The sequence below is a fragment of the Thermocatellispora tengchongensis genome (assembly GCF_014202315.1).
GTDB lineage: Bacteria > Actinomycetota > Actinomycetes > Streptosporangiales > Streptosporangiaceae > Thermocatellispora > Thermocatellispora tengchongensis.
Map to the genome: position 1 here is coordinate 223,392 of NZ_JACHGN010000003.1, position 19,247 is coordinate 242,638.

The window sequence follows — 19,247 nt, forward strand, 5'->3', positions numbered from 1 at the left end:
GCGTTCGGAGCAATTCCACACATGACGAGCAGCACCGAGGCCACCTCGAACACCCCGCAGGTAGCGGTCAACGACATCGGTTCCGAAGAGGCCTTCCTCGCCGCGATCGACGAGACCATCAAGTACTTCAACGACGGCGACATCGTCGAGGGGACCGTCGTCAAGGTCGATCGAGACGAGGTCTTGCTCGACATCGGTTACAAGACCGAGGGCGTCATCCCCTCGCGCGAGCTCTCGATCAAGCATGATGTCGACCCCGCCGAGGTGGTCGAGGTCGGCGAGCACGTCGAGGCCCTTGTCCTGCAGAAGGAGGACAAGGAAGGCCGGCTGATCCTGTCCAAGAAGCGCGCCCAGTACGAGCGCGCCTGGGGCACGATCGAGAAGATCAAGGACGAGGACGGCATCGTCACCGGCACCGTCATCGAGGTCGTCAAGGGTGGTCTCATCCTCGACATCGGCCTGCGTGGCTTCCTGCCGGCGTCCCTGGTCGAGATGCGCCGCGTCCGCGACCTGCAGCCGTACGTCGGCCGCGAGCTCGAGGCCAAGATCATCGAGCTGGACAAGAACCGCAACAACGTGGTCCTGTCCCGCCGGGCCTGGCTGGAGCAGACGCAGTCCGAGGTCCGCCAGACCTTCCTCAACACCCTGCAGAAGGGCCAGGTCCGCAAGGGCGTCGTGTCCTCCATCGTCAACTTCGGCGCCTTCGTCGACCTCGGCGGTGTGGACGGACTCGTGCACGTCTCCGAGCTGTCCTGGAAGCACATCGACCACCCCTCCGAGGTCGTCGAGGTCGGCCAGGAGGTCACCGTCGAGGTTCTCGACGTCGACATGGAGCGCGAGCGGGTCTCGCTGTCGCTCAAGGCGACGCAGGAGGACCCCTGGCAGCAGTTCGCCCGCACCCACCAGATCGGCCAGGTCGTGCCGGGCCGCGTCACCAAGCTGGTGCCGTTCGGCGCGTTCGTCCGGGTCGAGGAGGGCATCGAGGGCCTGGTCCACATCTCCGAGCTGGCCGAGCGCCACGTCGAGATCCCCGAGCAGGTCGTCCAGGTCGGCGACGAGATCTTCGTGAAGATCATCGACATCGACCTCGACCGCCGGCGTATCTCGCTGTCGCTCAAGCAGGCCAACGAGGGCGCGATGGGCGCGGACGTCGAGTTCGACCCCACCCTGTACGGTATGGCCGCGACCTACGACGAGCACGGCAACTACATCTACCCCGAGGGCTTCGACCCCGAGACGGGCGAGTGGCTGGAGGGCTTCGAGCGCCAGCGCGAGGAGTGGGAGCGGCAGTACGCCGAGGCCCAGACCCGCTTCGAGGCGCACAAGCGCCAGGTCGAGGAGGCCCGCAAGGCCGAGGCCGAGGCCGGCGAGATCCCGCAGAGCTACTCCGGCGAGACCTCCGGCGGCGGCTCGCAGTCGTCCTCCCAGGGCGGCGGCGCGCTGGCCTCCGACGAGGCGCTGGCGGCCCTGCGCGAGAAGCTGGCCGGCGGCCAGAGCTGATCGCGGCCTGACCCTCGCGAAGATCGCACGCAGAAGGGCCCCGCTCCGGCGGGGCCCTTCTCGCGTCCGGGTGTGGAGGGAAGGGCCCCGTTCTTCTCGCGTCCGACTCATGGGGAGGGGCGGGGCAGGGCGTTTTCGTGCCTTACCGGCACGAGGGCCGGGTTCTTCCCGCGTCCGGCCGGTGGGAAGGGGCGGGGTCGTTTCTGTGTCTCGCCGGCGGGAGGGGCGGGGTCGGTTCTGCGTCTCGCCGGTGGCAGGGGCGGGGCCGTTTCTGCGTCTCGCCGGTGGCAGGGGCGAGGTCGTTTCCGCCTCTCGCCGGCGGCAGGGTAAGGCCGTTCTCGCGTCCGACCGGCGGGACGCCGTAGGGTATCCGCCGTGACCAGCACAGAACCGGCGGGCCGGATCGTGATCCGTGAGGCGGCGGCCGGCGACGCGGGCGAGATCCTCACCGTGCAGCGGGCGGCGTACGTGACGGAGGCGCAACTGTACGGCGACCCGTTCATCCCGCCCCTGGTGGAGTCGGCCGAGCAGATCAGGAAGACGATCGAGGACGGCGCGGCCGTGCTCGTGGCCACCGAGGGGAGCCGGATCGTGGGGTCGGTGCGCGGGCAGGTGTCCGGCACCACGTGCCTGGTGGGGCGGCTGGTGGTGGCGCCTGACGCGCAGGGGCGCGGCATCGGTGGGGCGCTGCTGGCGGCGTTGCACGAGCGGGTCGAGGAGCGCGAGGCCGGGGTCGCCGTGTTCGACCTGTTCACCGGGCACCTCTCGGCGGGCAACCTGAGGCTGTACCGGCGCCACGGCTACCGTGAGACCGGTCGCGAGCGGGTCCACGACCACCTCACGCTGGTGCACATGCGAAGGGAGCGGGCGTGAAGCTCAAGGTCGGCCTGACCGGCGGGATCGGTTCGGGCAAGAGCGAGGTGGCCAGGCGGCTGGCCGAGCGCGGCGCGGTCGTGATCGACGCCGACAAGATCGCCCGGGAGGTCGTGGAGCCCGGCACCGAGGGCCTGGCCGAGGTGGTGGAGGAGTTCGGCGCGGGCGTGCTGCGCGAGGACGGCTCGCTGGACCGCGAGAAGCTGGGCTCGATCGTCTTCTCCGACCCCGACCGGCTGGCCGCGCTCAACGCGATCGTGCACCCCCGGGTCGGCGCGCGCGTCGCCGAGTTGCAGGCCCAGGCCCCCGACGACGCGATCGTGGTCTACGACGTGCCGCTCCTCGCCGAGAACAACCTCGCCCCGATGTACGACGTCGTGATCGTGGTGGACGCCTCCGACGAGATCCGGCTGCACCGGCTGCTCACGATCCGGGGCATGTCCGAGGCCGACGCCAAGGCCCGCATCGCCGCCCAGGCCACCCGTGACGCGCGGCTGGCCGTGGCCGACATCATCATCCCCAACGAGGGCACCCTCGACGACCTGGCCGAGCACGTGGAAGAGGCGTGGCACCACCTCCTCCACTCCACCCGCTGATCAGAAGGGCGCGTCTCTGGCCAGGTGGGTGACCTCCGGAAGGTAGGGGTCCAGCTCGCCGGGCTCGAACCGGCACATGCCCACCACGTGCCAGAACTGGTGGCCGATGTCGCCCTCCACCTTGTAGCGGCCGTCGGGGGCGATGGCGGCCCAGCCCTCCTGAAGGCCGAGCAGCGTGACCCGCAGCCGGGCGGGACCGTCGCCGGGCAGGTCCCAGACGAGCACCACGCCGTCGTCGCCGCCCGCGGCCAGCGAGGCGCCGTCGGGCGCGTAGGCGAGAGAGGAGACGCGGCGCGCCGGGCCGGTGAGCGTGCGCAGCAGGTGCCCGGTCGCCGGGTCCCACAGCCGGACCACGGCGTCGTCGCCGGCCGTGGCCAGGGTGCCGCCGTCGGGGCTGCAGGCCGCGGCCCACAGGCGTCCCTCGTGCCCGGTGATCGTGCGGGCCGGCCGGGGCGGCCAGGACCGCCCGGCGCGCTGCTCCCACACGCACGCGCGCCCGTCGTGGCCCACGCTGATCAGGCCGGCGCCGTCGGGGGTGAACGCCAGCTCGTACACGCGGCCGGTGTGCCCCTCCAGCGTGGCCACCAGGCCGCCGCTCTCGACGTGCCACACGCGTACCAGCCGGTCGTCGCAGCCGGTGGCCACGAACCGCCCGTCGGGGCTGAAGGCGATGGCGCGCACCCGCCCGTGGTGGTCGGCCAGGTCGGCGACCTGGCGTCCGGTCGGCCGGTACCACACCCGTACGCTGTCGTCGTCGTTGGCGGTGGCGATGTGCTCGCCGTCGGGGCTGAACGCCTCCGCCCACACGTGCTCGGTCTCGGCGTGCAGCTCGCGCTCGTAGTCGCCGCTGACCGCGTTCCAGAAGTGCACCCCGCCGTCGTTGCTGGCCGCCGCCAGCGTGGGCCCGGTGGGGCTGAAGGCCACCGACACCAGCCGGTCGGCCGTGCCGGTGAACTCGCGCAGCCGCACCCCGGTGCGCGGGTCCCACAGCCGGACGACCCCGTCGTTGCCGCTGGTGGCCAGCATGGTGCCGTCGGCGCTGTACCGGACGCGGGTGATCCGCCTGCCGTGGCCGCGCAGCACCCGGCGCACCTCGCCGGTCGCGACGTCCCACAGCCGGGCGGTGCCGTCGTTGGAGCTGGTGGCGAGCTGCGCCGAGTCGGGCCGGAACGCGAACGGCCACACCGAGCCGCGGTGGCCGGACAGGTCCATCCGCTCCCGTCCGCCCGCCACGCCCTGCAACCGCACCGCCCCGTCGGAGTCGCCGCTGGCCAGCAGGGCGCCGTCGGGGCTGAACGCGAGCTGGTACACCGCCGCGCCGTGGGTGGTGTGCACGCCGCGCGGCTCGCCCGCGGCCGGGTCCCACAGCCGTACGACGCCGACGGTGTCGCCGGTCGCCAGCAGTGCGCCCGACGGGGAGAAGGCCAGCGCGTAGATGCGCCCGGCGTGGCCGGTCAGCTCGTGGGCGACCGCTCCGTCGCCCGGACGCCACAGCCGCACCACGCCCTCGCGGTCGCCGGCGGCGAGCATGGCGCCGTCGGGGCTGAACGCCACCCGGTAGACCGCGCCCCGGTGCCCGGACAGTGTGCGGGTCATCGTGCCCGAGGCGACGTCCCAGAGCCGGATCACCGCGCCGGCGTCGCCGGTCACCAGCGTGCCGCCGCCCCGGTCGAACGCCGCGGTGTAGATCGGCGCCTGGTGCCCGGCCAGGCGGTGCCGCAGCGCCCCGGTCGCGGTGTCCCACACCCGTACGTCGCCGTCGGCGCCCCCGGCCACCACCAGCGTGCCGTCGGGGCTGAACAGCACCGGCCACACCCCGTCGGGATGCCCCGCCAGCACGTGCAGCGGCCGGGCGGTGACCGGGTCCCACAGCCGTACGGTGCCGTCGCTCGCGCCGGTGGCCAGCAGGTCGCCGCCGGCGTGGAAGACCACGGCGTAGACCCGGCCGCGGTGGCCGTGCAGGGTGCGTATGGGCAGGCCGGTGGCGCTCTCGCACAGCAGCACCCCGCCGTCGTCGCAGCCCATGGCGACGATCTCGCCGTCGGGGCTGTAGGCGACCGGCTCGGGCAGCCTGCTGGTCTGGTAGTGGTAGCCGAACGGCACCCCGAGCGCGGCGGGCGCGAGCTGCGTCTCGACCGGCATGCCGGGGGCGATCCCGGCGCCGCGCAGCTCGGGGGCGCCGGTCAGGGTGCCGGTGACGTCGATGAGCGCGGCCCGCCGCCACCTGCTGCCGGCCAGCGACACGTCGCGCAGGTCGGCGCGGGGCAGCACGGCCCGGGTCAGGTCGGCGCCGCTCAGGTCGGCCCCGGCCAGCGTGGCCTCGTCCAGCCGGGCGCCCACCAGCTTGGCCCCGCGCAGCACGGCCCGCGACAGGTCGGCGCCGACCAGCCTGGCCTCGGTCAGGTCGGCCCCGGTCAGGTCCACCTCGCGCAGGTCGCGGGAGGACAGGTCCTCCCCGCGCAGGCTCGCCCCGCGCAGGTCGGCCGCCGCCGGGATGCGCAGCCTGCTGGTGATCTTGATGGCGTTGCCGCGCGGGACGTCGCCGGCGGCGGGATCGGTGAGCACGGCCGCCGCCCAGTCCTGCAGCGCCCGCACGTCGGCCAGGTCGCACAGGAAGTCCACGGTGAGCTGCGACAGCGGCCTGCGGGCCAGCGCGGCGACGCCGTCGCCGTCCAGGTGGGCCGCGATGTGCCCGGCCACCAGCCACTCCATCACCGAGGAGTGGATGAACCCGAACAGGCCCTCCTCGGTGCGCACCATCAGGCTGCCCGTGCCCATGGCGTGGGCGGCCTGCGGCACCGACAGCCGCCCGTCGGCGAGGTGGGTCAGCGTCTCGGCGATCTCGGTCAGCTCGGCCAGGCGCAGGAAGGACTCGCCGCTCTCCCACAGCCGCAGCGCCAGCGCGGTCACCGCCTGGCGCAGCTCGCCCGCGCGCAGCCCGGCCGCCCCGCCGGGCACGCCGTGGACCCGCCGCTCCTCGAAGTCGAGCCAGGACGACAGGATCTCCTCATACAGCAGCGCGGCGCTGATCGTGTGCCGCGCCCGCGCCACCGCCTCCAGCCGCTCCTCGTCCAGGTCGGCGATGAAGCTGAGCATGCGCGGGTTGCTCGCCAGCCCGAGCAGGTCCTCGATGCCGCTCATCAGCGCCAGCCGCCGCCCGGCCGCCCGCTCGTCGCCGCCGTAACGGTTGACGAGGTAGGAATGGATCTGCGCCCGGGTGAAGTCGGCGACGCTGAACACCCGCCGCTGCGGCAGCAGCCCCACCTTGTCGCCGAGCGCGGTCAGCACCTGCCCCTGCGACTTGAAGTGCTGGGTGCGGCTGGCCACCACGATCTTGGCCTGGTCCTGCGCGGCCTGGAGCAGCCGCTCCAGGTGGTCGGCCGCCCGGTCGTAGGTGACCCGGGTGACCAGCTCGTCGAACCCGTCGAACAGCAGCACGATCCGGCCCTGGCGCAGCATGTAGTGGAACGCCTTGAGGTCGATCAGCTCCTCGCCGTGGTTGGCGAGGTGCGCCGCCACCAGCCCGTCCACCGAGTGCGCCTTGTCCAGCGCGCGCAGCTCGATCAGGATCGGGGTCAGGTGCGGCAGCTCGGCGGGGATGCGCCGGGCCAGCTCGCGCAGCGCGAAGGTCTTGCCGTGGCCGAAGTCGCCCAGCACCAGCAGGAACCGCCCGTGGTCGGTCGCGAGCAGCCGCATCAGCTCGTCGGTCAGCCCCTCGCGCACGGTCGTGCCCGGCCGGTCCACCTCGCGGAAGCGCTGCGGCACGTACAGGCGGGGCGGGTAGCGCCCGTCGGCGTGCAGCCGGGCGGTCTGCTCGGCGACGTACGCCGACAGGTCCAGCAACCCCTGGAACTCGGTGAAGCTGCGCAGCCGCAGCCCGCGCCGCAGCATCTCCTCGCGCAGCGCCCGCGGCGGGGGAGGGCCCTGGTAGACCAGCTCGGCGCCCTGCTCCGCCCCGGAGGCGTGCACGTGCCCGGCGAACTCCTCCACGTCGGCCGCGGTGAGCGGGCCGACGTGCGCGCCTATCCGGACCTGCCGGACGAACCCGTCCTCGGGGTAGGTGACCAGGAGCTGCGGCGGGTCGGCGTCCACCCGCCGGATCTTGGCCCGCTCGTGCCGGGCCTCGCACACCTCGGCGATCCGGTCCAGCAGCAGCTCCGCCGGGCCGCGCGGGCGCTCCGGCTCGGCCGGCTCCGCCTCGGCGGCCGGGCCCGGGGCGGGGGCCTGGGCGCGCGAGGCGGGGGACGCGGGGGAGGGCAGGGCGGCCCCGGCCGACCGCCAGGTGTGCGGCAGGACGCGCGGGGGCGCGATCTCGTCCCCGGCGTCCCCGATGTCCCCGATCTCCCTGATGTCCCCGGTGTCCCGGCGGTCGCGGTCCCACACCCGCAGCCCGTCGCGGGACACCTCGACCAGCCGGTGCCGGCCCGGCCCGAGCGCGGGCAGCGCCGGCACGCCCGCCGCCCGCCCGTACTCCTCGCCCGGCGGGCGTCCGCCGTGCAGCAGCAGGTTCAGCCGCCGGCCGAGCAGCCGCTCCAGCGTGCCCGCGTCGCGCAGGTACGGCGCCGCCGGCGGGTGGCCGAGCACGCCGATCCGCAGCCAGCCCTCCTCCTCGAACGGCCGCAGCCGCTCGGCGAACCAGGCCGCCTGCGCCTCGCCGACCAGGCCGTAGGAGTCCTCCTCGCGGTGGCTCATCGCCATCGTGGAGTTCAGCCCGGCCACGGCCACCTTCAGCTCCGGCGCCGTGTAGAGGGTCCACGGCTGGGCGCTGTCGAACACCGGCCCGTCCAGGCCCTGGTACAGCTCCTCGAACAGCGTCGCGAAGTGCCGCCACTTCGGCCAGTACGGCGGCTGCGGCGGCACGTCGTCGGCCTCGCAGGTGGCGAAGTACGCCCGCGAGGCCGCCTTGGTCACGTCCCTCGGCCCCGGCACGATGACCACCCGCTGCGGCTCCAGGCCGAGCAGCACCCGTAACCCGGTCAGGAACGTCGTCGCCTCGCCGAACTCCCTGCGGCTGCCCGACTCGGTCAGGTCTCCGGTCACCACGAGCAGGTCGGGGCGCGGCACCCCGGCGTCGCGCAGCCGGGTCAGGTCGGCCCACACGCGCGGCTGGAGCTCGGCCGCGGTCAGCGGCTCGTCCTCCTCCGCGAGCCCGCGGCCGAACCGGGGCCCGGACAGGTGCAGCAGCGTGATCGACTCGCGCGCGTCCTCGGCGGCGGGCGCGGCCGGGTAGGCGGGCGGGGCCACCGGCGTGCGCCGGATGCGCGCCGGCTCGCGCCGCGGCTCGGCCGCCGCCACGACCTCCCCGGCGAGGGGCTGCGGCCCGTTCGGGAACGCGGGCCGCTCGGCCGGCTTGGCCCGTCCCGCCAGGCTCTGCCTGATCCGCTCCAGCAGCAGCGCCCTGGCCTCCTCGGCCCGGGTGACGCCGACCAGGTCCACCCACGTGATCGTGGACAGCAGCCCCTCCAGCGGGGTGTCCTCCAGCCGGATCGTGACCAGCTTGTTGGACGGGTTGGCGGGATCGGCGCGCAGCGCGGCCTGCCACTCCATCCGGCCGTAGCGGGAGCGCAGGTAGTTGCGCGACAGCACCGCCACCACCAGGGCCGCCTCGCTGACGCCGCGGTCCATGAAGTCGATGAAGTTGGTGCCGGGCACGAAGTCCCACGCCTGGATCATGGTGCGGTACCCCGCGGCCTCCAGCTCCCAGGCGATCCACGCGGCCCAGCGCTCGTCGGCGGGGGAGTAGCTGACGAAGATGTCCACCGGCCTGTCGTCGCGTGCCATGCCCCTCGCCCCTCCGTCCGCGGCGTCCTGCGCCCCCGGGAGCCAGTATCGCCCGGCGGGGCCGGGTTCCGGGGAACGATTCGATCAACGGGCGGATGTGCGATCATGGCCGTCGTGAGCCGATGGCGACCGGGCACCCTCGACCTCGTGCGTCTCGGCCTGTTCGCGGCCGGGCTGGTGTGCGTGCCGACCGGCCTGCTGCCCGCCGCCGACGCCGCCCGCAGCCTGAGCGAGATCGGCCCGCTGCTGCTGTTCCTGATCGGCGTGATCGTCCTGGCCGAGCTGGCCAAGGAGGCCCAGGTCTTCGACGTGATCGCCACCCGCCTGGCGATCATCGGCCGGGGCCGCTACCCGGCGCTGTTCCTGCTGTGCACCGCCTTCGCCGCGGTGGTCACGATCTTCCTCAACCTGGACACCACCGCCGTCCTGCTCACCCCGGTCATGCTCGCACTCGCCGCGCGGGCCGAGATCGCCGCCCTGCCGCTGGCCATGACCACCGTGTGGCTGGCCAACACCGCCAGCCTGCTGCTGCCGGTCTCCAACCTGACCAATCTGCTGGCGATGAACCACGTGGAGATGTCCACCCAGGAGTTCGCCGCGCGGATGTGGGCGCCGCAGCTCGCCTCGATCGCGGTCACGATGGTGTTCCTGTGGGTCTTCTACTGGCGGCGCGGCGAGCGCGGCGCCGACCGCTACCAGCCGCCCGAGCCGGTGCGGATCGCCGACCCGGTCCTGTTCGCGGTCTCCGCGGCGGCGTGCCTGCTGTTCATCGTCGCGCTGCTGCTGGAGGTGGCGGTCGGGATCGCCGCGCCGGTCGCGGCGGCCGTGGTCGTCGCGGTCTTCGCCGTACGCGGGCGCTCCCACCTGTCGTGGAGCCTGTTCCCCTGGCAGCTCGTGGTGTTCGTCACCGGCCTGTTCCTGGTGGTGCCCACGCTGAGCAGGTTCGGCCTGTCGGAGGTCATGACCGCGCTGATCGGCACCGACGGCGGCGGCGACGGTGCCTACCGCGCCGCCGCCGCGGGCGCGGGCCTGTCCAACCTGCTGAACAACCTCCCCGCGTACGCCGCCGCCGAGCAGGTCATCCCGCCCGGCAACCGCGACCAGCTCCTCGCGCTGCTGATCGGCACCAACGTCGGGCCGCTGATCACCCCGTGGGCGTCGCTGGCCACGCTGCTGTGGTTCGAGTGGTGCCGGCGGCGCGGGGTGCGGGTGCCGATCGGCAAGTTCCTGCTCACCGGAACCGGCCTGGCGGTGGCCGGCCTCGCCGCCACCGTCGCCGCCCTGCTGCTCACCGCCTAGGCGCGGCTCACCCGGCTACGGTCTCCAGCAGCTCGTCCAGCCGCCGCGGATGGCAGGCGACGAAGGTGCGCTCCTGGTCGGGCAGCGTGATGTCGCAGGCGAACGGGGTGCCGTCGAACCCGCGCACCGCCATGCCCGCCTCCTGCGCCAGCAGCAGCCCGCCGGGCAGGTCCACCAGCTCGGCGCGGTAGCCCACGATGCCGTCGATGTCGCCGCGGGCCAGCATCGCCCAGGCGAGCAGCGGGGCCCACAGTTGCAGCACCCGGCGGGCGCGCAGGCCCAGCGCGTTCCTGACCGCCCCGGCGACCGGGTCGCCGCGGCGTACGCCGTGGCCCTGGGTCCAGGCCACGGTGGGGCCGTGCGCGGTCGGGCGGTACGGCGGGCTCAGCCGGCGGCCGCCGGGCCCCACCGCGCCCCGGCCGTGCACCGCCGACCAGGTGCGCCCGGTCACCGGCTCGTGCACCACGCCCAGCACCGGCGCGCCGTCCCGGCACAGCGCCAGGCCAACGACGTACACGGGCAGGCCGATCGCCACGTTGTTGGTGCCGTCGAGCGGATCGACCAGCCAGGTCCACTCGCCGTCGGCCGCGCCCGCCAGGCCCGACTCCTCGGCGATCACCCGGTGGCCGGGGAAGCCGGTCAGCAGCCGCTCCAGGATGAGCTTCTCCGCGGCCATGTCGAGGTCGGTCACCACGTCGCCGCCCCCGCCCTTGGCCCGCACCCGAGGTCCCGCCCCGGACACGCCGTCCAGCAGCAGCGCGCCCGCCGCCTCGGCGGCCTCCACGGCCACCCGCAGCGCGTGGTCGAGGTCCATGGCCCCTCCTCGCTCCCGTGCCTGCCCGGGGCGCCGGCGGCCCCCGGCCGATGTCTACCCGAGCAGCCGCCCGGCCGCCAGCCTCGCCGCCATCGCGGTCTCCTCCGGCCGGCACCGCGCCCGGGTGACGCGGTGCGGCCGGGCGGTCAGCGGGCCCAGCGACAGGTCGGCGCCGCGCTCGTACCCGCGGCCGAGGGCGACCGTGGCGACCTCCTCGCCCGCGGGCACGACGCTGCTGTGGAACACCCCGGCGGGCAGCGCGTACACCTCGCCCGCGCCGTGCTCGGCCGTGCGCCCGCGCGAGTAGCGGACCGTGCGGCCGGTGGGCTCGATGTCGTCGTGCCCGGGGCCGCTGACCACGTGGCAGACGCGGTGGGTCGCCGCGTCGCCGCCGGCGTCGGCGACCTCGGCCAGCTCGTTGCGCAGCGAGCCGTACAGGACGTAGCTGAGCAGGTCCCAGCTATGGCAGTGGACCTGGGACGTGGTGATCCGCGGCGCCGGCGGCAGCGCCGCGGCCAGGCGCGCCGACCAGACGTGCACGCACACGCCCGTGTCGCCGTCGCGCTCGATGGGCAGGCAGGTGAAGCCGAGCGGATGGCGTACGGCCGTGACCGCGGAGCCGCCCGAGGAGGCGTCCGCGGCGACGGCCGAGAGCACCTCGCGGGCCCAGGCCGGGATCGACCGGTGCCCGGTGCCGCCGGTCATCTCGCGGTACAAGTCGCGGTATCTCATCACACGTAGGGGTTCTTCGCCCGCAGCGCCTTTCTGATGATGTCGGCCACGTCACGCTCGCCGAACGCGCGCGGCAGCGGCACGCCCAGTGTCTCGAACAGCTTGCGCGCCTCCTCGATGGTCGGCTCGTCGCCCAGCGGCAGCGGCCTGGCCAGCTCGATCGGCACCCGCCTGGCCTGGTCGAGGCTGGCCCGCAGCTCGGTGCTGCACCACTCGTAGTAGAACGAGCCGCGCCGCGCGAGCAGCGCGCGCCTGGGGTCCTCTCCGGTGATGATCAGCGAGGACGCGGACTGGTCCCAGCGGAAGGTGGTCATGGTGGCCGACAGGCCCACCGTGATGTCCAGCAGCCCGAAGCGCTGCTGGTGCCAGCAGGCCGCCAGGATCGTCGCGTACGCCTCCTTGCGCGTGCGCTCGGCGGTCCACACCTCGCCGGTGCCGTCGGGGTCCTGCGACATCGAGCGGCGGAAGGAGGCGTAGGCACCGCACGCCTCCTCGTTGGTCGGGTCGAGGATCTCCAGCCGCATCAGCAGCGCCCGCCGGTCGCGCCGGGCCGCGGCCACGCACTCGGGCAGGGTCACCGCGCGCAGGTAGGTGCCGGTGCCGCCCTTGAAGATCCACCGGTCGGTGTCGCGGCGCGCGTCGGCGTGGGCCTTCGCGGTCTCGTCGGCGCTGTTGAGCACGTGCAGCACCGACATGTCGGCCAGCGCCCGCTGGGCCTCGGCGACCACGCCCTCCAGCCGCTCGATCCGGTCGGGCAGCACCGACAGCGTTCCCGAGGTCGCCGTGAACGTCTCGCGGATCGCGTCCTCCATCGGCTCCTGCCGCCAGCGGTCGCGCAGGATGGCCGTGGTGAGCAGCGCCAGCACCAGCAGCGTGCCCGAGCTGATGAACTGGTCGCGCAGATCGTCGCTCAGGGCGCCGTCGGGGAGCATGCCGATCACGCCGACCGCGGCGGCGAGCACCAGGGCGATGGCGCCGTCGGCGTTGTCGCCGAGCCAGCTTCCGAGCCGTCTCACTCGCCCCATCGCCCGCCCCGCCCGCTCGACGATCCGTAAGCCCCCGCGGTCATGCCCCCCGCAAGCATGGTAACGAGCCGGTCATGGCCCGGCCAGCGGCTTTCCGGGCCCCGGCACGCGCACGGCCCGCGCCCCGATGCGGGGACGCGGGCCGTACGCGTGGAATGACCGGAAGGCGTGGGCCGGCCGAACCCATGGGACGGCCGGAACGCCTGGGACGGCTAGAACCAGCCGCGGTGGCGGGCCATGGCCTCAAGGCCGCGCTCCAGCGCCTGGTGCGCCGTGCCCGGGTTGTCGTCGTAGCGGACGGTGAACCGGTTGTAGGTGTCGTGGCTGGAGTTCAGGAAGCCGCCGCGCTTGTCGGCCTCCAGGATGACGTCCATCGACTGCGGGCCCGCGATGAAGGTCAGCTCCAGCTCGTTGAAGTGGCGCCGCCACTGGCCGCCCGCGTAGTACTCGATCTCCTGGAAGAACGGCATGCGCGAGCCGCGGAGCGTGCCGCGCTCCAGGTCGGCCTTCTTGAACCCGAAGCCCATGTCGTCCAGCGCCCGCAGCAGGTACTCCTGCGCCGGCAGCGGGTTGACGAACAGCGGGTCCAGGTCGCCCTTGTCCAGGGCGCCGGCCAGCGCCAGCTCGGTCGCCACGCCCAGGCGCATCCCGCGCAGCGGGTGCCCGGCGATGGCGCTGATCGGGGTCTCCCACGGCACGGGGATCTCGAACCTGGCCGACTGGGCCATGCCCGAGGCGAGCTGGAACGGGCCGGCCACCTGCTGGCGCAGGAAGCTGTAGGTGGTCTGGTACTCGTTGTCGCCGCTCTCGACCTCCACGACCGCGGTGAAGTCGATGAAGATGCCGTCTACCTTGTGGTCGGCCGAGCCGCCCTTGAAGTGCACCTCCCCGCGCAGGATCTCACCGGGGCGTACGTTCGAGTTCTGCAGCACGGTGTCGACCTCGACACCGGCGCCGAAGGCGGCCATGAGCTTGCGGAAGACCATCGGGCATCTCCAGAGGGTGAGGGTGTGATCTAAAGGTGAGAGCGGTCAGTTGGCGTCATTGGTCGGAACGGACGGCCTGGCGTGGCCGTTCCCGGTGGAGATCTGGGGCAGGAGCTGGGCGAGCAGCAGCGTGGACAGCGCCGACGACTCGCCCGACCCGCCCGCGGTCTTGACCACGATCGGCTGCGGGGCGTTCTCGGTGAGCCGGGCGCCCACGTCCAGGCGGCGGCGCGCCAGCTCGTACTGGAGCACGGCGCGGTTGTCGCGGTACGACTCGGCCAGGCGGCGCAGCGCCTTGGCCTCGTTCTCGGCGGAGGTCAGCTCGGCCCGGCCGCGCGCCTCGATCTCCCAGCGCACCCGCTGCGCCTCGGTCTCGTGCTCCTCCAGCATGCGGGCCACGTCCTTGCGCGCCTTGTTGTGCGCGGCCTTGACCTCGACGATGCGGGCGTCGCGGGTCTTCTTGGCCCGCTCGATCTCCATCAGCAGCGTGTCGATGCGCCGCTTCCTGGTCAGCTCCCACTCCCGCTCGTACGCCGACAGCTCCTTGGCCACCTTCTCCCGGGTGGCGAGGTGCTGCTGGTACTGGTCGGGGAGCTGGACGTCGGGGATGTTGGAGCCGGTCACCCGCACGCCGTACCTGCCGAGCTGGCGGTTCAGCGCGTCCTGCATGTCGCCCACGTCCGAGCCGCGCAGGTCGTAGGCCCGCTCGGTGTGCACCAGGCGGCTGCGCTGGCGGATCGCGTCCTGGACCGCGCTGGACAGCACCAGGTCGAAGTTGCCCGCGCCGATCGTGCGCACGAACGCCACCGGGTCCACGATGCGGAACTTCAGGAAGAACTCGATCGACTTCAGCGGCACGTTCTCGGCCGTCGGGCAGGCGGTGATGGGGGCGGTGTAGGGGATCTCGGTGGAGGTGTCCACGACCGCGTCCACCCGGTCCCACGGCAGCCACAGGTAGTGCCGGCCCGGGTCCAGGGTGCCGGTGATCGCGCCCCACCGGCTGCGCACGCCGGTGGTGCCCTGCTCGATCTCGATGATCGACCTGCGCCACATCCACACCAGCGCGGCGAGGAGGAACAGCACCGCGCCGACGCCGGCCACCACGCGTACGGCGGAGTCGCCGAGCGCGGCCATGCCGGCCAGGTAGAGCGCGACGAACAGCAGCGCCACCCAGGCGAACCCGCGCCGGTCCTTGGGGATGACCACCGGCACGAGCTGGCCCTGCTCGCCGCCGCGCAGCAACTGGCGGATCTCGGACCAGCCCGCCAGCGACTCCTTGATCTTGGAGAATTCGCGGTTCATCGGTCTTCCTCAGGGGTCGGGACGGGGGCCTTGCGGGTGGGCGTGGTGGGCTCGTCCAGGGCGAGCACCGGCTCCTCGGGGGGAGGGCCGGCCATCGCGGGCGGCTCGGCCTCGGGGGCCGGCGCGGGGGCCGCCGCGGCGGGCGGCGGGGCGAGCAGGGCCGCGATCTCGGCCTCGCGCTCGGCGACGCGGCGCTTGATCTCGCTGGTCCTGGCCCGGATCGCGGCCATGTCCTCGCCGGTGAACAGCACCGCGTCCTTGCCGCCGATGAGCTGGCGCGCCAGCGCCAGGAAGTCGATGTCGGCGGTGTCGCCCACCTGGACCACCCGCGGCAGCCGGGAGGCCACGCCCTCCAGCTTGTCCAGCAGGTCGGTCTGGAAGCGGTAGTCCAGGATCTCCGGCGCCTCGGCCGCCGACAGCGCCCGGATGTCCAGCGCCTGGGCCTCCAGCAGCGCCGAGTTGGCCTTGGCCGTGCTCTCGGCCTCCACCAGCCGCTGCCCGGCCTGCGCCTTGGCCTGGTGCGAGGCCCGCTCCAGCGCGGTGTCCATCTGCGCCTGGTAGCCCGCGATCTCGGCGTGGATCGCCGACAGCGTCTCCTGCAGCCCGGCGAGCTCCTTGGTCAGGTCGCCCTCGTTCTGCTCCTTGCGGAGCTGCAGCTCGTACTCGTAGGTGTAGGCCTCCTTGGCGACCCGCACCATCTCGGGCGCCGCGAGGTCCATGCGGTACTCCTGGCTGGACGGCTCGGCGTGGGTGATGTTCACGTCCGTCAGCCGCACGGCGGGCAGGAACTGCTGGTTCAGGCTCTCCAGCATGCCGTGCGTGCTCTCGCCGACCAGGTCGTAGATCTCCTCGGCGCGCTGGGCGTAGATCAGGCTCCGGGTGACCTCGCTGATCGCGTTCTGCAGCTTGGCCTGGAAGCCGCTCACCGAGCCGAGCACGAAGATGAACTCCGCCGGGTCCTCGATGCGGAACTGCAGGAACAGGTCCACGCTGGCCTTGACGCCCTGCTGCGTGGGGGCCTCGCGGATCGGCGCGTTGAACGGGTACTCACGGGTGGTGTTGACGATGTAGCTGACCCGCTTCCACGGGTTGAACAGCGTCACCCGGCCCGGCTCGGCGATCTGCTCCAGCTTGCCGAACTTGGTGATCAGCGCGCGGCACCCCTCGGGGACCATGACCACGCCCCGCCGCCACCACAGGAACGCCGCCGCGAGCGCCAGCACCACCCAGTAGTGCGGGCCGAACAGCGTCGATCCGGCGATGGGCAGGCCGTTGGCCACCAGCCCGACCACCCCCAGCGCCACCAGCACCACGAGCGGGACGACGAGCTTGGCCGCGCCGCTCTTGGGGATGACGACGGGGGAGATGACGTGGACCGGCTCCCCGTCGGGGCCCTTGCCGGCGAAGCTGCGGTTGATGATCTCGCCGGCCTCGGCCAGCGAGGCCGTACGCGCCTCGATCAGCGTGCCCGCCGACGCGGTCTGGTCGCGGGCGGCGGCGAAGTCGCGCGGGTCGAGCCGGAAGGCGCGCTCGCCCTGCTGCATCTGCTCCTGGACCTGGCCGACCAGCCCTTCGACGGCCTGCCCGACGGACGCCCGGGGGTCACCCCCTTGGGCGACCGCCTGGGCCACGCCCATGGCCTGTTGCAACATGGCCTGTCGTGGTCGGGACATGCATCACACCTCCGAGGTGAAACATCCGAAAAGGCTGGATATATCACGATATGTAGTCGTGCGTATACTCATTTCGTCACTTTCAGTAAAGTGGACCTGGCTTGCGGGACGCTTGCGGGCGGATTGACGGCCGGCGTCCGGGGCGGATCGGCGCACCGTTCGGATTCTGTCGGTCGCGCGCCATACAGTGAAGCCGTGAGGCCGGTTACAGATTTGCAGCGCAGGGTGGCGCCCTTCCAGGTCGTCACCGAGATGACACCGTCCGGTGACCAGCCGCAGGCGATCGCCGAGCTGGAGCGCCGGGTGCGGGCGGGGGAGAAGGACTCCGTCCTGCTCGGCGCGACCGGCACCGGCAAGACCGCGACCATCGCCTGGCTGATCGAGCGGCTGCAGCGCCCGACGCTGGTCATGCAGCCCAACAAGACCCTCGCCGCCCAGTTCGCCAACGAGCTGCGCGAGATGATGCCCAACAACGCGGTGGAGTACTTCGTCTCCTACTACGACTACTACCAGCCCGAGGCGTACGTCCCGCAGAGCGACACCTACATCGAGAAGGACTCCTCGATCAACGAGGAGGTCGAGCGGCTGCGCCACTCCGCCACCAACTCGCTGCTCACCCGCCGCGACACCATCGTGGTCGCCTCGGTCTCGTGCATCTACGGCCTGGGCACCCCGCAGGAGTACGTCGACCGCATGGTCCGGCTGCGGGTCGGCCAGGAGGTCGAGCGCGACCGCCTGCTGCGCCGCCTGGTCGACATGCAGTACGCCCGCAACGACCACGCCTTCACCCGGGGCACCTTCCGCGTGCGCGGCGACACCATCGAGATCATCCCGCAGTACGAGGAGCTCGCCGTCCGCATCGAGATGTTCGGCGACGAGATCGAGAAGCTCGCCACCCTCCACCCGCTGACCGGTGAGGTCATCACCGAGGACGACGAGCTGTACATCTTCCCCGCCTCCCACTACGTCGCCGGGCCCGAGCGCATGGAGCGCGCGATCCGCGACATCGAGAAGGAGCTGGAGGAACGCCTGGCCGAGTTCGAGCGGCAGGGCAAGCTCCTTGAGGCCCAGCGGCTGCGCATGCGCACCACGTACGACATCGAGATGATGCGCCAGATCGGCACCTGCTCCGGCATCGAGAACTACTCCCGCCACATCGACGGCCGCGGCCCCGGCTCGGCGCCCAACACCCTGCTCGACTACTTCCCCGAGGACTTCCTGCTGGTGCTCGACGAGTCCCACCAGACCGTCCCGCAGATCGGCGCCATGTACGAAGGCGACGCCTCGCGCAAGCGCACCCTGGTCGAGCACGGCTTCCGGCTCCCCTCGGCGATGGACAACCGCCCACTGAAGTGGGAGGAGTTCCTGGAGCGCATCGACCAGACCGTCTACCTGTCCGCGACCCCGGGGCCGTACGAGCTGGGCCGGGTCAAGGGCGACGTCGTCGAGCAGGTCATCCGCCCCACCGGCCTGGTCGATCCCGAGGTCGTGGTCAAGCCCACCAAGGGCCAGATCGACGACCTGATCCACGAGATCAGAGAGCGAGCCGACCGCGACGAGCGGGTCCTGGTCACCACCCTGACCAAGAAGATGGCCGAAGACCTCACCGACTACCTCCTCGAACTCGGCATCCGGGTCCGCTACCTGCACAGCGAGGTCGACACCCTGCGCCGCATCGAGCTGCTGCGCGAGCTGCGCCTCGGCGAGTTCGACGTCCTGGTCGGCATCAACCTCCTCCGCGAGGGCCTCGACCTGCCCGAGGTGTCGCTGGTCAGCATCCTCGACGCCGACAAGGAGGGCTTCCTGCGCTCCGAGACGTCCCTGATCCAGACCATCGGCCGCGCGGCCCGGAACGTCTCCGGCCAGGTCCACATGTACGCCGACACCGTCACGCCGTCCATGCAGCGGGCCATCGACGAGACCAACCGCCGCCGCGCCAAGCAGATCGCCTACAACCAGGAGCGCGGCATCGACCCGCAGCCCCTGCGCAAGAAGATCGCCGACATCCTCGACCAGATCGCCCGCGAAGACGCCGACACCGCCACCGTCCTCGGCGGCGGCCGCACCCAGAGCCGCGGCAAGGCCCCGGTCCCCGGCGTCGCACTGCAGGCCGGCCAGCACGCAAAGGCCATCGCCGGCGAGATGCCCCGCGCCCAGCTCGAATCCCTCATCGAGTCCCTGACCGAGCAGATGCACCAGGCCGCCGCCGACCTCCAGTTCGAGGTCGCCGCCCGCCTCCGCGACGAGATCAAGGAACTCAAGCGCGAACTGAGAGACATGAAGGAGGCCGGCGTCTCCTGACCCTCACCCCACCCGCCCGTGACCGGTGGCCCCTGACACCAGGGGCCGCCGCCGCGCCCGCCCTGCCCACCCCGCCGGCGGAGCACCGCCCGAGCGCGCGCTCGGCCACGAGGCGACCGGCGCGATACCCAGAGTGCCGCCCGGCCCGCCTCCCCGGGTCTGGGGCCTTCTCGGGTCTGGGGCCTTCTTCGGGTCTGGGGCCTTCTCGGGTCTGCGGCCTCCGCGGGACCGCGGCATCCCTGGCACTGCCGCCGTCGGGTCGCCCTTATAGCCGTGGAGCGCCTGGCCGGCGATGGTTCTGGCCGGTACGGGTGGGTCCTGGCTGCTCGCCCACGGAAGCTGGGGAGGTCGTGCGGGCTCGGCAG

General features: G+C 72.9%; 12 protein-coding genes. 5 read left to right on the plus strand and 7 right to left on the minus strand.

Going from position 1 to position 19,247, the window contains the following annotated elements; all coding sequences use genetic code 11:
• Nucleotides 1–21 precede the first annotated feature (21 nt).
• The 3 genes from rpsA (at nt 22) to coaE (ending at nt 2,969) form a co-directional block, all read left to right on the plus strand.
• A complete protein-coding gene (rpsA, locus tag HNP84_RS07370; protein WP_185048634.1) occupies nt 22–1,500 on the plus strand; it encodes a 30S ribosomal protein S1 in 1,479 nt (492 codons plus the stop codon).
• 375 nt (nt 1,501–1,875) lie between these two features.
• Nucleotides 1,876–2,373 (plus strand): GNAT family N-acetyltransferase, encoded by a 498-nt coding sequence (locus tag HNP84_RS07375; protein WP_312924067.1) that lies wholly within the window; start codon nt 1,876–1,878, stop codon nt 2,371–2,373.
• Complete coding sequence (coaE, locus tag HNP84_RS07380) at nt 2,370–2,969, plus strand: dephospho-CoA kinase (protein ID WP_185048635.1); 600 nt, start codon at nt 2,370–2,372, stop codon at nt 2,967–2,969. The genes HNP84_RS07375 and coaE overlap by 4 nt, the downstream gene beginning before the upstream one ends.
• Here the strand turns inward: coaE and HNP84_RS07385 are convergent, their stop codons facing one another.
• On the minus strand, nt 2,970–8,750 hold the full coding sequence (locus HNP84_RS07385; RefSeq protein WP_185048636.1) for a WD40 domain-containing protein: 5,781 nt from the start codon (nt 8,748–8,750) through the stop codon (nt 2,970–2,972).
• A 114-nt stretch (nt 8,751–8,864) separates the two neighbouring features.
• On the opposite strand from HNP84_RS07385, the gene HNP84_RS07390 reads away from it, so the two are divergent.
• On the plus strand, nt 8,865–10,049 hold the full coding sequence (locus HNP84_RS07390; protein WP_312924070.1) for an SLC13 family permease: 1,185 nt from the start codon (nt 8,865–8,867) through the stop codon (nt 10,047–10,049).
• Between the two features lie 7 nt (nt 10,050–10,056).
• Here the strand turns inward: HNP84_RS07390 and HNP84_RS07395 are convergent, their stop codons facing one another.
• The 6 genes from HNP84_RS07395 to HNP84_RS07420 form a co-directional block, all read right to left on the minus strand.
• A complete protein-coding gene (locus HNP84_RS07395) occupies nt 10,057–10,863 on the minus strand; it encodes an inositol monophosphatase family protein (protein WP_185048638.1) in 807 nt (268 codons plus the stop codon).
• A 54-nt stretch (nt 10,864–10,917) separates the two neighbouring features.
• The gene (locus HNP84_RS07400; protein ID WP_185048639.1) at nt 10,918–11,595 is read right to left on the minus strand and encodes a hypothetical protein; all 678 of its coding nucleotides are present in this window, start codon (nt 11,593–11,595) and stop codon (nt 10,918–10,920) included.
• Entirely contained in the window at nt 11,595–12,620 is a 1,026-nt protein-coding gene (locus tag HNP84_RS07405) for a hypothetical protein (protein WP_185048640.1), read from the minus strand. The genes HNP84_RS07400 and HNP84_RS07405 overlap by 1 nt, the downstream gene beginning before the upstream one ends.
• 212 nt (nt 12,621–12,832) lie before the next feature.
• Nucleotides 12,833–13,606: a sporulation protein gene (locus HNP84_RS07410; RefSeq protein WP_185048641.1), complete on the minus strand. Its 774-nt coding sequence runs from the start codon at nt 13,604–13,606 to the stop codon at nt 12,833–12,835.
• Between the two features lie 45 nt (nt 13,607–13,651).
• Entirely contained in the window at nt 13,652–14,908 is a 1,257-nt protein-coding gene (locus tag HNP84_RS07415) for an SPFH domain-containing protein (RefSeq protein WP_185048642.1), read from the minus strand.
• Complete coding sequence (locus tag HNP84_RS07420; RefSeq protein WP_185048643.1) at nt 14,905–16,581, minus strand: SPFH domain-containing protein; 1,677 nt, start codon at nt 16,579–16,581, stop codon at nt 14,905–14,907. The genes HNP84_RS07415 and HNP84_RS07420 overlap by 4 nt, the downstream gene beginning before the upstream one ends.
• A gap of 195 nt (nt 16,582–16,776) precedes the next feature.
• Here HNP84_RS07420 and uvrB point away from each other — a divergent pair, with 195 nt between their 5' ends.
• The gene (gene uvrB, locus HNP84_RS07425; protein WP_312924071.1) at nt 16,777–18,882 is read left to right on the plus strand and encodes an excinuclease ABC subunit UvrB; all 2,106 of its coding nucleotides are present in this window, start codon (nt 16,777–16,779) and stop codon (nt 18,880–18,882) included.
• The last annotated feature ends 365 nt before the right edge of the window (nt 18,883–19,247 follow it).

What these genes read in the sequence shown, in the direction of transcription:
- HNP84_RS07400 (WP_185048639.1), bottom strand. Translation starts at nt 11,595, where the DNA reads ATGAGATACCGCGACTTGTACCGCGAGATGACCGGCGGCACCGGGCAC.
- HNP84_RS07415 (WP_185048642.1), bottom strand. Translation starts at nt 14,908, where the DNA reads ATGAACCGCGAATTCTCCAAGATCAAGGAGTCGCTGGCGGGCTGGTCC.
- HNP84_RS07405 (WP_185048640.1), bottom strand. Translation starts at nt 12,620, where the DNA reads ATGGGGCGAGTGAGACGGCTCGGAAGCTGGCTCGGCGACAACGCCGAC.
- HNP84_RS07385 (WP_185048636.1), bottom strand. Translation starts at nt 8,750, where the DNA reads ATGGCACGCGACGACAGGCCGGTGGACATCTTCGTCAGCTACTCCCCC.
- rpsA (WP_185048634.1), top strand. Translation starts at nt 22, where the DNA reads ATGACGAGCAGCACCGAGGCCACCTCGAACACCCCGCAGGTAGCGGTC.
- HNP84_RS07420 (WP_185048643.1), bottom strand. Translation starts at nt 16,581, where the DNA reads ATGTCCCGACCACGACAGGCCATGTTGCAACAGGCCATGGGCGTGGCC.
- HNP84_RS07410 (WP_185048641.1), bottom strand. Translation starts at nt 13,606, where the DNA reads ATGGTCTTCCGCAAGCTCATGGCCGCCTTCGGCGCCGGTGTCGAGGTC.
- HNP84_RS07395 (WP_185048638.1), bottom strand. Translation starts at nt 10,863, where the DNA reads ATGGACCTCGACCACGCGCTGCGGGTGGCCGTGGAGGCCGCCGAGGCG.